The following is a 12697-nucleotide window of genomic DNA, read 5'->3' as shown; positions in this document are numbered from 1 at the left end:
TTAGTCCTCGATTTCAATTGTTTCAATCACAACATCTTCAACTGGCTTGTCCATCGCCCCCGTCTCAACAGCAGCAATGGCATCCAAGACAACGTAAGAAGCTTCATCAGCTAACTGTCCAAAAACCGTGTGACGGCGGTCTAGGTGAGGTGTCCCTCCTTGGTTGGCATAGATTTCCGCAATCGGTTCTGGCCAACCACCACGAGCAATTTCTTTCTTAGAATAAGGCAAATGCTGATTTTGCACGATAAAGAACTGGCTGCCATTAGTATTTGGACCAGCATTAGCCATGGAAAGAGCTCCACGGATATTGTAAAGTTCTTCTGAGAATTCATCCTCAAATGATTCGCCGTAGATTGACTCGCCACCCATACCAGTTCCAGTTGGATCTCCACCTTGGATCATAAAGTCCTTAATAATACGGTGGAAAATGACACCATCATAGTAGCCATCTTTTGAAAGTGCAACAAAGTTAGCCACTGTTTTAGGAGCATGTTCAGGGAAAAGCTTGATCCGCAAGTCTCCATGATTGGTTTTAATAGTCGCAAGAGGACCTTCTACTGTTTCAATGTCTATCTGTGGGAAATGCAATTCTTTTTCTACCATACCAAATCCTTCTAAGGCATCAAAAATGCCATCTTCTTCTAATGTTTTTGTAATATAATCTGCTTTTTCTTTGATGTTATCATGAGAAATTCCCATTGCAACGCTGATTCCAGCATAATCAAAGAGTTCCAAGTCATTCAGCCCATCTCCAAAGACCATGACGTTCTCTGGTTTTAAACCAAGGTGTTCCACAACCTTTTCCACACCCATCGCTTTGGAGCCTGAAATCGGCACAATATCAGACGAATGCTCATGCCAACGAACCATGCGAAGTTTGTCTGAGAGACTGTCAGGCAAGTGCAAGTCATCTCCTTTATCTTCAAAAGTCCACATCTGATAAATATCTTCTTTTTCATGGAAATCTGGATCCACATCCAAATCGGGGTAAATTGGATTGATAGCTTCACTAATCATATCGGTGCGAGTCGACAACTTGGCATCATGACTCCCAACCAAACCATACTCAATTCCCTCTTGCTTGGCCCAAGAAATATACTCCTCAACATCTGATTTCTCAATCTTATGTTGATAAATGATCTGGCCTTTTTTATCTTCAATATAGGCCCCATTCAAGGTCACAAAAAAGTCAGGCTTGAGTTCACGAATTTCTGGCACGACACCAAAAATCCCCCGTCCAGAAGCAATACCTGTCAAAATTCCTTTCTCACGTAATTGCTTAAAAACAGTTGGGATTGAAGCTGGAATAAAACCTGTCTTTGAATTCCGCAATGTATCATCAATATCAAAAAAGACAATCTTGATTTTCTTTGCCTTGTATCTTAATTTGGCATCCATCTCACTACCTCTTTCAATCTAACTCTTTCCATTATACCATAAAGTAGAGAAATCCCCTATTTTCAAAAAATTTCCAGTTTTATTGTAAATCCTTGGATAAGTATAAAACTAAATCATCATCGTTTTGACAACTTGCACCCATTTCTAGCGGTTTATTTCTATACCAGACACCTGTCCCATCTGGAATGTAGCTCCGTCTGATATACAATCTCTGGGCAGGGCCATAGCCTAAGTGCAAACCTACACCAAGAGTGACCTTACTCGAAACAAACTTGACTCGTTTTTCTGCTTCTTCTAGCAGTTGATTCCCAATCCCTTGATTTCGAAAATGCTCAAACACATTAAAATCTGATAATTCTGGATAGACTTCTGCAAAAGGACCATGTTTAGCAGAGGGCAAAATGGTAATGTAGCCCGCTACAGCACCATCAATCTCTGCAACTAAAACTTCTCTCTCCCCACTTTCCTGTTCCAGAAAATATCTAGCCAAAATTTCCTCTCTACCAGGCCAACCTTGATTCATAAATCCATGAGATAAGGATTCAATATCAGACTTAATCATATTTCTAATCGTACAATTCATCTTTGACTTACCCACCTTTACTCTTTCTATTACCATTATAGCACGCCAAGGTCAGAAAAAAACTATCTCTTGAAAAAAGACCCAAACGGGTCTAAAAAAGAGGTCCACTGGACCCCAACTCGCTCTCTCATTTCAAGGCTCGTGAAAAAAAGACCCGTCGGGGTCTTAATTCGCTTTCTTGTTTTCAAGATCATAAAAAATAGGTCCACTGGACCTGAAAAAAGACCCAACCGGGCCTTTTCTTTAATCTTCGTTTACGAAAGGCATCAAAGCCATTACGCGAGCGCGTTTGATAGCTGTTGTTACTTTACGTTGATTTTTAGCTGAAGTTCCTGTTACACGACGAGGAAGGATTTTCCCACGTTCTGAAACGAAACGGCTAAGAAGCTCAGTATCTTTGTAATCAACATATTCAATTTTGTTTGCTGCGATGTAATCAACTTTTTTACGGCGTTTGAATCCGCCACGACGTTGTTGAGCCATGTTTTTTCTCCTTTATAATTTTAGTTGTCCATTAGAATGGTAAATCATCATCTGAAATATCCAATGGATTTGTTGCTCCAAATGGATTTTCATCACGTGAAAAGTCTGGTACTGAATTTGTAGGTGCTGAATAGTTTGCAGTTGGTGCAGAATAAGCTCCACCTGTGTGACCCTCACGCACACTACGGCTTTCCAACATTTGGAAATTCTCAGCCACGACCTCTGTCACGTAGACACGTTGTCCTTGCTGATTATCGTAACTACGAGTCTGGATACGACCTGTCACCCCGATAAGTGAGCCTTTTTTAGCCCAGTTAGCAAGGTTTTCAGCCTGTTGGCGCCACATAACGACATTGATAAAATCAGCCTCACGTTCGCCATTTTGACTCTTAAATGTACGGTTTACTGCAAGAGTAAAAGTCGCAACTGCTACATTTGATGGGGTATAACGCAACTCAGCATCACGTGTCATACGCCCTACAAGTACAACATTGTTAATCATAGTTTACCTTCTTACGCGTCAATTTTGACGATCATGTGACGAAGAATGTCAGCGTTGATTTTTGAAAGACGGTCAAACTCTTTAAGAGCTGCATCGTCGTTTGCTTCAACGTTAACGATGTGGTAAAGTCCTTCACGGAAATCTTGGATTTCGTATGCAAGACGACGTTTTTCCCAAGTTTTTGATTCAACAACAGTTGCACCGTTGTCAGTCAAAATAGAGTCAAAACGTGCTACCAAAGCGTTTTTAGCTTCTTCTTCAATGTTTGGACGAATGATATAAAGAATTTCGTATTTAGCCATTGATATGTTCCTCCTTTTGGTCTAATGACCCCAAGACTTTGCAAGGGGTAAGTGAGGTTCGCTCACAATAAACTATTATACTAGAAAAAAATTTTTTACGCAAGTAAAAACTCTGAAATGCGAAAAAACGCCACATGGGCGTTTTCCTGTTCTTATGGTTTGATACGGTGCAACATACGTGGGAACGGAATGGCTTCACGGATGTGTTTTGTTCCTGCTGCGAAGGTGACCATACGCTCGATACCGATACCAAATCCTCCGTGTGGAACTGTACCGTATTTACGAAGGTCAAGGTAGAATTCATACTCTGTACGGTCCATACCAAGTTCATCCATCTTAGCGACAAGGGCATCGTAGTCTTCCTCACGCATAGACCCACCGATAATTTCTCCATAGCCTTCTGGGGCAAGCAAGTCTGCACAAAGCACGCGCTCTGGATTTCCAGGAACTGGTTTCATGTAGAAGGCCTTGATGGCTGCTGGATAGTTCATGACAAATGTTGGCACACCAAAGTGGTTTGAAATCCAAGTTTCGTGTGGTGAACCAAAGTCATCTCCATGCTCAAGATGCTCATAGTCAGCATCTTCATCATTTTCATGCTCTTGCAAGAGGTCAATAGCTTGATCGTAAGTGATACGTTTGAATGGCTCTGCAATGTAGCGTTTCAAGAGTTCTGTATCACGTTCCAATGTTTCCAAGGCTTGAGGCGCACGGTCAAGAACACCTTGTAGAAGAGCTTTCACATAAGCTTCTTGCAAGTCAAGCGACTCATCATGTGTCAAGTATGAGTACTCTGCGTCCATCATCCAGAACTCAGTCAAGTGACGGCGTGTTTTTGATTTTTCAGCACGGAATACTGGACCAAAGTCAAAGACACGACCAAGAGCCATCGCACCTGCCTCTAGATAAAGCTGACCTGATTGGCTCAAGTAGGCTGGCGTTCCGAAGTAGTCTGTTTCAAAGAGTTCAGTTGAGTCTTCTGCTGCGTTTCCTGAAAGAATTGGGCTATCAAATTTCATGAAGCCGTTCTTGTCAAAGAACTCATAAGTTGCATAGATGATAGCGTTACGGATTTGCATCACCGCTACTTGCTTACGAGAGCGTAGCCACAAGTGACGGTTGTCCATCAAGAAGTCTGTTCCGTGTTCTTTTGGTGTGATTGGGTAGTCTTGAGATTCACCGATCACTTCGATGTCTGTAATGTCCAACTCATAACCAAATTTAGAACGTTCATCTTCTTTGACAATTCCTGTCACATAGACAGACGTTTCTTGGCTCAAGCGTTTGATAACATCAAACTTCTCAAGTCCTACTTCTTCACCAAATTTTTCGACAAAGTTTGGTTTAAAGGCTACACCTTGGAAGAAGGCTGTTCCATCACGCAATTGCAAGAAGGCAATTTTCCCTTTTCCTGATTTGTTGGCAACCCAAGCACCAATCGTCACTTCTTGACCAACATAGTCTTTTACATCAATAATCGTTACACGTTTTGTCATTGTTTTTCCTTTTTCTTTTTTATTCTTTATGGCAAACCACTTCTATATTGTTCCCATCTGGATCAATCACAAAAGTAGCGTAGTAAATCGGTTGCTCACTGCGATAACCAGGAGCCCCATTGTCTCGCCCACCTGCCTCTAAGCCAGCCTCATAACAAGCTTGAACCTCTTCCTTATTTTCTGCTAAAAAAGCAAAGTGAATAGGATCTTGTGTCCCCTGAGCCAGCCAAAAATCACCACCAGGATGAGGGCTATTTGGGGCAAGAAAACTGATTAGAGAAGTAGTCTTAAAAGCCAATTTATAGCCCAAAGGAGCGAGAAAACTCCTATAAAATCCTTCTGAAATTTGTAAATCCTTTACCTTAATTTCAAAATGATCAATCATTCTCACTCCCCATAAATGCTTTCAAGCGTTTAACTGCTTCTTTAAGCGTGTCTAGGTCTGTCGCATAACTGAGGCGCACATTTTCTGGTGCTCCGAATCCTGCTCCTGTAATCAAGGCCAGACCAACTTCTTCAAGAATAGCCGTTGTAAATGCTGTTACATCGCTATAACCTTTCATCTCCATAGCTTTTTTGACATTTGGAAAGAGATAGAAAGCTCCTTGTGGTTTGACAACTTCAAAACCAGGGACTTCACACAAGAGTGGATAGATGGTATTGAGACGTTCTTCAAATGCTTGACGCATAACTTCCACAGAATCTTGCGGTCCTGTTAAGGCTTCAATAGCCGCATATTGAGAAACAGATGTCAAATTTGAAGTTGTTTGTCCCGTCAATTTACTCATAGCTGCAATGATTTCAGGATTACCTACCGCATAACCAACTCGCCAACCCGTCATGGCATAGGCCTTAGATACACCGTTGATAACAATGGTTTGCTTACGAATTGCTTCTGATAGACTTGAGATTGGAACAAATTCATTTCCATTATAAACAAGGCGACCGTATATATCATCAGCTAAAATCAGAATGTCATGCTCAACTGCCCAATTTCCGATAGCTAGTAATTCTTCACGAGTATAAATCATACCAGTCGGATTAGATGGTGAATTGAGAACCAAAACCTTTGTCTTATCTGTCCTAACTAGTTCTAGTTGATCCACCGTAACTTTAAAATCATTGTCTTCTTTAGCTTGAACAAAAACTGGAATCCCTTCTGCCATCTTGACCTGATCTCCATAACTAACCCAATATGGGGTTGGGATGATGACTTCATCACCTGGATTGACCACAACCATAAAGAAAGTATAGAGTGAGAACTTAGCACCGGTAGCAAATGTGACTTCGTTGGCCGCTACGGAATAACCATAATATCGCTCAAAATAGGTATTGACTGCTGCTTTTAACTCAGGCAAACCTGAAGCTACTGTATAGAAGGAAGCCTGTCCTTCTCGAATAGCTTTAACTGCTGCATCTTGAATATTTTCAGGAGTGTGAAAATCTGGTTGCCCCAAGGTCAAGAAAAGGACATCCTTACCTTGAGCTTTTAATTTTTTTGCTCTCGCATCACTAGCTAGAGTGACACTTTCTTCCATTTCTAAAACACGGTTGGATAGTTTCATAGGCCCTCCTTATTGACCAATGCTCCTGTTTCAAAATCTACTAGATAAAAATCAGATCCTGACTTAACTTCCCAGATTGGCTTGTCTTGATAACGGCCAAAGGTAATCTTGTCAATATCGCCAGCTCCTTTTTCCTTAGAAACCGCTTCTGCTTTTTCTTGTGAAACACCTTGATTTAGCTGATAAACGTAAATCTTATGGTCATCTTTTCCAATCAGGACAGCAAGTACTTCTTGTTTTTTATTGCGACCAAGAACGCTATAATAAGATTCTAAGCCATTGTATAAGTCAACCTGATCAGCCTGCTCTAATCCTGCATACTGCTGAGCTAATTTTTCTCCTTCACTTTTAGCTGTTTGATAAGGTTTCATGCCAAGAGAAACCAGATACAGAAAGGAAGCACTGATAACCACAAGCAAAATCGTCATCCCTAGACCATACTGCCACAGTAGATTATTTTTTGCTTTGTTTTGTCTTTTTTTCACTCGTCTATTTTACCATCTATTGGGCTTTATTACAAGTGAATGCAAGAATACTCTTCGAAAACCTCTTCAAACCACGTCAGCTTCGCCTTGCCGTACCCAAGTACTGTCTGCGACTAGTTTCCTAGTTTGCTCTTTGATTTTCATTGAGTATAAGCAAGCAATTCTATTTCTTCCTTCAAAGCAAACTGATTTTTCTTAGTTAAAATCGAGTAAGAAAAGTAAAGACAGCTCCAAAATCAACCTATTAAAAAACCTGAGCTTGACACTCAAGTTTTCGTAAGTTTTTTTTGATTTATAGAATCACTTTATCATCCATTCTTTTAGCCATTTTTCCTAAAAAGATAGGTAGTAGAAGGCTAATCATGACTAAAAAGAATCCTAGATAAAGAAATGTTACTACAAAGCCTAAATGGTCAATCAACCACCCTGTCAGTGGGAAGAAGACAATCATACTAAGGCTAAACATCATAGAGTAAACACTCAGCATGGTTGCCCTTACTTCACTTGGGAGCCGCTCTTGCAAATCATTGTCAAAAATAGGCTGAAAAAGAGCATATAGAGCATTACTAATCAAATAGACCAAAATATAGATTAGAGGTGTTCCAAAGTAGGACAGCAGGTAGGTAACTCCAGTCAGCAGGACGAGGATAGGGAAAAGCTTCAAGGCAGCATAGTTCTTTCCAATCCTACTCGCTAGATAGACTGCGACGATATTCAAGAGACTACCAAGTAGCATAACTGCTGAAATTTGCCAACTACTTAAATCTGGTAACTGATTTTGATAGTAAAAATAAAACATGCACATGAGTACTCCGACAATCTGAGACAAAATCATCCAGTTGAAAAGCATGGGATTTCGCTCCAACTCTTCCTTAACAGTCCAAATAATCTGTTTCATGGTCACACTATCAGCTTTTTCTAGCTTGACACTAGGTTCTTTCAGCATCCAAATCAGGAAAAGAACTATGATAGAAGTGGCAATCATGATATAGTAGGTCAGGTGCAATTGACCATGGACAAAAAATCCCGCCAACACTGTCCCCAAAGACCGAGTTCCTTCTGCTACTCCTGACATAAAGCTCGAAATGGATAAATAGCGCTCCTTTAGTCCAGCCTCTACAGCCGAGTCATAGACCATTGCTGCACTCGTCCCCGAATCAAAATTATAAGACAAGGCACTCACTGCCATCGCTAAGGCATAAATCCAAAAATTTCCCTGCCCAGCCAACATGAGAATAGAAGACAGAATCCCTGCTATACGACTTAAATAAAGGTTGGTCTTATAGGAATAGCGGTCAGCTAACATACCAGATGGAATTTCACAGAGAAGACTGGTCGCATGAAAGATACTCTCCAGAAGTCCAATCTGCCAAAGAGACATGCCGTTTTGACTGAGAAAGAGAATCCAAAAACTGGTAATCCCTAGAAATGCAAAAAACTCAACTCCGGCCATCAGGCCAATATTTTTTCGATAATTTCTTATTAACATCTTTTCTCCTTTAACAAGTGTGTTATTATTTCTTTTGTCCGTCACTTGTTAATCTGTGCCTTACATGATCTCCACCCCTTTTGAGAAGCATTCTTCAATGCCATTATTGTTCCTTTAATGATTTATGAAATGATACCGGAAATAGCTGTTCTGCGGTTTCTATTGCGAGTTTTCTTGTTTATTTTAGCACTTATGTCATCATATTACAAGAGAATGTTAGAATACTCTTCGAAAATCAAATTCAAACCAGAACCTAAGTAAAACAGTTCTTGCTTTTCCAGTCGCAAATAACTAGAGTTTCTGCAATTTTATCATTTTCAAATTAACTTTGAGCAAATTTCTTGCAAGTTGTTTTGTTTTGTTGTAATATATTTTATAACAACGAGAGAGTTCTCGAAATTTTAAGAAAAAGGAGACACATCATGTCTAAAAAAGTATTATTTATCGTCGGATCACTACGTCAAGGTTCTTTCAACCACCAAATGGCGCTCGAAGCTGAGAAAGCACTTGCTGGTAAAGCGGAAGTTAGCTACCTTGATTATTCAGCCCTTCCTCTCTTCAGCCAAGATTTGGAAGTTCCAACTCACCCAGCTGTAGCGGCTGCTCGTGAAGCGGTTCTCGCTGCAGATGCTATCTGGATTTTCTCTCCAGTCTACAACTTCTCTATCCCTGGAACAGTGAAAAACTTGCTTGACTGGTTATCTCGTGCCCTTGACTTGTCTGATACACGTGGCGCTTCTGCCCTTCAAGACAAGTTTGTCACCGTATCATCTGTAGCCAATGCAGGTCACGATCAACTCTTCGCTATCTATAAAGACCTCTTGCCATTTATCCGTACACAAGTCGTTGGCGATTTCACCGCTGCACGTGTTAATGACTCTGCTTGGGCAGACGGAAAATTGGTTCTCGAAGAAACAGTCCTAAACTCACTTGAAAAACAAGCTCAAGACTTGGTCAATGCGATCAAGTAAAGATATTTTATGACTCTTTGCCACCCATTTTGGTGGTTTTTTCATACCTAATGCTCTTCGAAAATCTCTTCAAACCACGTCAACTTTATCTGCAACCTCAAAGCTGTGCTTTGAGCAACCTGCGGCTAGTTTCCTAGTTTGTTCTTTGATTTTCATTGAGTATAACTAAACTAACTAACATAATAAAAGCGAACAAGACTACTTTTCTGACACTCAGAAGACTAGCTTATTCGCTTTTTTCATTTATAAACTAAAATAGCTGATGATACATATTGTCAAATACAAAATATCTTTTCATACTTCCTTTACAAAAACCAATTCCTGTGGCTGTGACAGATCTTCTCGGTAGGTAAATCCTGCAAAGCTTAAGCGACGAGCTTCCTCCACCGTCTGTACTTGATTTTCTATCAGGGCTGTCAGGAAGGCACCACGCGCTTTCTTGGAAATGGTTGAGTGAATTTTCAGCTGACCGCCTCTATCCTCCATAAATTTGAAGATCACCATTTTTTCTCTGATTTCCTTAGAAAATACCGTCTCAAACTCGGACGACAAGAGGGAGAAAATCACTTCTTCCTGCTTCACAGCTTCATCATAGGCTTGCTTCCAATGGCTCTTCAAAGTCTTACCAGCCACTTTTAATTTCATCAAAAAGTCCAAACGGTGAGGGGCCATAGGTGACAAGGCTGGAACGACACCGTACAAAGCCGAAGTAATAAAGACATGATTTTCAAGATAGGCTTGTTCTACCTCGGTCAATTTATCTCTCTTAATGTTGCGATACATGAGCCCATCAAAAAGTTTCAAGGCTGGGTAGTGTTGAGCAGTTTGCCTTTTCAAAGCTTGGATATGTTGACATTCTTCCTCTGCCTTCTCGGCTGATACCTTGTAAAAACTCTCCAATTGACTAGCAGAATAGAGAGCCAAGGCATCCAGCACAGCCTGACTTTCTGGTTTTAAAGGAGTGGCTTCAATACTTGGCAAATCTGTATTCATTTCTTTTGCTGTTGGGATTAAAATTTTCATATTGATAGTGTAGCATATTTTTTTGTCACTACCAAGAAATTCATCTGAAAAACCTCGATTTGACCGAGGTTTCTCTATTTATTTGGGCCATCCTAACCAGACAGCCACGAGAACAAGGGCTAGCCCAGCTAAACTTGTTAAGATAGATAAGAATTTATCTTTTTTCTCCTTGAACTGAGAAAAACCTATCTTCAAAGCGAGCAGTCCGAGTAGCATTGAAGCAAGCATCAAATAAAAACCCATTTCTTTGTCCTCCATTAGTCTTAATTTACTCTATTATAACATATATTTCTTAAATAAACCTTTTTTTACTGGACTTTAAAGGTCTTGAGATAATTGTCTTTTCCTACTTGACCTTCGAAAGCTTTACCATTTTCAAGGTAAGGGAGGTCATCTGATACTGAGGCCTTAACCTTGTAAATCTTGCCATCAACTTTAAAGAAGTAGACGGTGTCGCCCTTGATAACAGCTGATTTGAGGTCTGCTACCACACCCTTGATGCTCTCTGTTGTTGCACTGTCAATTTCAAGATCGTTTTTATTGGCATACTTACTGAGCATCTCTTCCACTGTCGTAGCAACGATAACATTTTGGTACTCGACTGCGTCTACCAGGGCGTACTCTTTGACCAAGCCAGCATTGTCCTTCAAGCCCATGATGTAGAGAGGCTTGTCATTGAGGTTGATGAGGATTGGGAAGGTTGCCTTGTAGGATTTCTCCTGAACAGCACCTTCGGCTGATTCACGGGCTGATTCTTCGGTCGCAGAAGCCAAACTGTACTTAGTGATTTCTCCTGTTCGCATATTCTCAAGGATGAAACCAAGATTACTTTCATCTGCATTGGCCGACGTCACACCTGTGTAGAGGTAAATGTCATTGCCGATAGACAAGTAATTATAGCCCTTGGTAGTCTGGGTCACGTTTTTCTTGGAAATCATTGCATTCCAGAAACCGTCCTTGTACTTGCCATTATAGTTGATTTGCTCGATGGTTTCCTCTGCTGGATAGACTCTGTCCACCCATTCTGGAACATCTGCCAAGCTGTATTCCTTGGTTTCTCCATTTGTGGCATCCAAGATAATGACTGAAACAGGACGAGGAACCGCAAGTCCAAATTGCTTTTGGTAAACCGTTGCTACATAGAAAGGATTGCCCTCATCGTCCACCTCAAAAGATGGAGTTTTGAAGATCTTGGTTGGGTACTTCAAGCGCAGGTGGCGTTTGACATCGCGGTTAAAATACTCCGAGTCCGAATACTTGATTGGTGTCTTCAAGTCCACCAAGTCCGCATTACCAGTTACCATGTCCACCTTGATATACTCGCCGATTCCCTTGGCCTGATTATTAAACCATTTGATAGGGTCTGCGTATTCTAGTGGCGTCACTCGATAAGGCTTCCCATCAATTGTCAATTGGGTATAGGTGTCTGCCGCTACGTACTGCGACACCTTATCCGTTAGGGAACCCAAGTAGCGGTCACCAATTTTTTCAGCAGTACTTCTATCTAAGATTGGAACCTTACTGGTATCAGTCTTAGGAAATTCAGTAAAGTCTTTTTCCGTAACCGTGACTACATTGGCATAATTTTTAGCCTGAAAAATGCTGGAAGTCACCAAGGAAACCAAAGCTGCCAAGAGAAGGATTCCTCCAATAGAAGCTAAAAGGATTTTCCCTAACCGATTGATTTTGAAACCCTCAAGATTTAAGGCAGCTTCCGCCTTGCCGTGGCGCACATGAACCGTTTTGACAAGGTTTATCCCCTTGCCAAAGCCAAATAAGATTGCTACAAGCAGCAAATGCCCACAAAGGAAAAAGAGAAATTCCCAGCTGGTCAGGTTAAGGGGCGGTAAAAAGATATACCAGGTCGTTGCGATAAAAATAAGTTCAAAGACTATTCGTTTCATTTGCTTTCCTCCTAAATGATTCGTCCTTCCAAATGATCCAGTTCATGCTGGCAAATCTGGGCTGGGAAGCCTGTCAAGGTAATGGTCTGTTCCTGCCACTTGCTGTCACGATAAGCAATCCTTATGGTTTCATAACGCTTAGTAGGTCTCACACCTGTCAAGGACAAACAGCCTTCCTCTGTCTCATAAGGTCCTTCAAAGGACAGGAGCACTGGGTTAAACATAACCACAGGAACCAAGCCAAGATTAAAGATAATCACGCGCTTCTGCACCCCAATCATATTGGCAGCTAAACCGACACAAATTTCTCGATTTGCTAAGAGTGTATCCTGCAAATCTATGGCAAGATGCAGGTCTTCCTGATTTGCCGGCTGAGATACCTGAGATAAAAACAAAATATCCTTCACAATTTTCTTTTCCACTTCCTCACACTCCTCTTGTTTTTTACTATATTATAGCAATTATAGCACAAAAGCCGATAACTGCAAGCTCT

At 40.9% G+C, this 12697-nt stretch carries 15 protein-coding genes; 1 reads left to right on the top strand and 14 read right to left on the bottom strand.

The features are described 5' to 3' along the window. The 10 genes from ACLV7Q_RS03505 to ACLV7Q_RS03460 form a co-directional block, all read right to left on the bottom strand. The gene (locus tag ACLV7Q_RS03505; RefSeq protein ID WP_218757478.1) at nucleotides 1–1401 is read right to left on the bottom strand and encodes a bifunctional Cof-type HAD-IIB family hydrolase/peptidylprolyl isomerase; all 1401 of its coding nucleotides are present in this window, start codon (nucleotides 1399–1401) and stop codon (nucleotides 1–3) included. Nucleotides 1402–1480: 79 nt separating this feature from the next. Then, on the bottom strand, nucleotides 1481–1984 hold the full coding sequence (locus ACLV7Q_RS03500; RefSeq protein ID WP_045607345.1) for a GNAT family N-acetyltransferase: 504 nt from the start codon (nucleotides 1982–1984) through the stop codon (nucleotides 1481–1483). Between the two features lie 243 nt (nucleotides 1985–2227). Next, complete coding sequence (gene rpsR / locus ACLV7Q_RS03495) at nucleotides 2228–2467, bottom strand: 30S ribosomal protein S18 (protein WP_000068664.1); 240 nt, start codon at nucleotides 2465–2467, stop codon at nucleotides 2228–2230. Between the two features lie 31 nt (nucleotides 2468–2498). Then, nucleotides 2499–2969, bottom strand: coding sequence for a single-stranded DNA-binding protein SsbA (gene ssbA, locus ACLV7Q_RS03490; protein WP_000609606.1), 471 nt, complete (start codon nucleotides 2967–2969; stop codon nucleotides 2499–2501). Nucleotides 2970–2980: 11 nt separating this feature from the next. Further along, nucleotides 2981–3271: a 30S ribosomal protein S6 gene (rpsF, locus tag ACLV7Q_RS03485; RefSeq protein ID WP_001151785.1), complete on the bottom strand. Its 291-nt coding sequence runs from the start codon at nucleotides 3269–3271 to the stop codon at nucleotides 2981–2983. A 152-nt stretch (nucleotides 3272–3423) separates the two neighbouring features. Beyond that, complete coding sequence (gene asnS, locus ACLV7Q_RS03480) at nucleotides 3424–4767, bottom strand: asparagine--tRNA ligase (RefSeq protein ID WP_000167160.1); 1344 nt, start codon at nucleotides 4765–4767, stop codon at nucleotides 3424–3426. A 19-nt stretch (nucleotides 4768–4786) separates the two neighbouring features. Beyond that, complete coding sequence (locus ACLV7Q_RS03475) at nucleotides 4787–5152, bottom strand: VOC family protein (protein ID WP_218757477.1); 366 nt, start codon at nucleotides 5150–5152, stop codon at nucleotides 4787–4789. Continuing rightward, the gene (locus ACLV7Q_RS03470; RefSeq protein ID WP_218757476.1) at nucleotides 5145–6332 is read right to left on the bottom strand and encodes a pyridoxal phosphate-dependent aminotransferase; all 1188 of its coding nucleotides are present in this window, start codon (nucleotides 6330–6332) and stop codon (nucleotides 5145–5147) included. Before ACLV7Q_RS03470 ends, ACLV7Q_RS03475 begins: the two co-directional genes overlap by 8 nt. After that, a complete protein-coding gene (locus tag ACLV7Q_RS03465; protein WP_218757475.1) occupies nucleotides 6329–6817 on the bottom strand; it encodes a DUF5590 domain-containing protein in 489 nt (162 codons plus the stop codon). The genes ACLV7Q_RS03470 and ACLV7Q_RS03465 overlap by 4 nt, the downstream gene beginning before the upstream one ends. 292 nt (nucleotides 6818–7109) lie before the next feature. Further along, nucleotides 7110–8306, bottom strand: a complete 1197-nt coding sequence (locus tag ACLV7Q_RS03460) for an MFS transporter (protein WP_218757474.1) — start codon at nucleotides 8304–8306, stop codon at nucleotides 7110–7112. 422 nt (nucleotides 8307–8728) lie between these two features. Between ACLV7Q_RS03460 and ACLV7Q_RS03455 the strand changes: the two genes are divergently transcribed. Continuing rightward, nucleotides 8729–9277: an NADPH-dependent FMN reductase gene (locus tag ACLV7Q_RS03455; RefSeq protein WP_173274628.1), complete on the top strand. Its 549-nt coding sequence runs from the start codon at nucleotides 8729–8731 to the stop codon at nucleotides 9275–9277. Between the two features lie 294 nt (nucleotides 9278–9571). Here ACLV7Q_RS03455 and yaaA read toward each other — a convergent pair whose 3' ends face one another. The 4 genes from yaaA to ACLV7Q_RS03435 all read right to left on the bottom strand — a co-directional run bounded on the left by yaaA (nucleotide 9572) and on the right by ACLV7Q_RS03435 (nucleotide 12626). Continuing rightward, on the bottom strand, nucleotides 9572–10300 hold the full coding sequence (yaaA, locus tag ACLV7Q_RS03450) for a peroxide stress protein YaaA (protein ID WP_218757473.1): 729 nt from the start codon (nucleotides 10298–10300) through the stop codon (nucleotides 9572–9574). A 78-nt stretch (nucleotides 10301–10378) separates the two neighbouring features. Next, the gene (locus ACLV7Q_RS03445; RefSeq protein ID WP_049511965.1) at nucleotides 10379–10543 is read right to left on the bottom strand and encodes a YczI family protein; all 165 of its coding nucleotides are present in this window, start codon (nucleotides 10541–10543) and stop codon (nucleotides 10379–10381) included. A 65-nt stretch (nucleotides 10544–10608) separates the two neighbouring features. After that, the gene (locus tag ACLV7Q_RS03440) at nucleotides 10609–12204 is read right to left on the bottom strand and encodes a hypothetical protein (RefSeq protein ID WP_218757472.1); all 1596 of its coding nucleotides are present in this window, start codon (nucleotides 12202–12204) and stop codon (nucleotides 10609–10611) included. 11 nt (nucleotides 12205–12215) lie between these two features. After that, nucleotides 12216–12626 (bottom strand): peptide deformylase, encoded by a 411-nt coding sequence (locus ACLV7Q_RS03435; RefSeq protein WP_218757471.1) that lies wholly within the window; start codon nucleotides 12624–12626, stop codon nucleotides 12216–12218. Between the last annotated feature and the right edge of the window lie 71 nt (nucleotides 12627–12697).

The organism is Streptococcus mitis (genome assembly GCF_965111725.1).
Classification (GTDB): Bacteria; Bacillota; Bacilli; order Lactobacillales; family Streptococcaceae; genus Streptococcus; species Streptococcus mitis_DV.
Note: the sequence above shows the minus strand (reverse complement) of the source record. Positions and strands in the feature narration are given on the sequence as shown.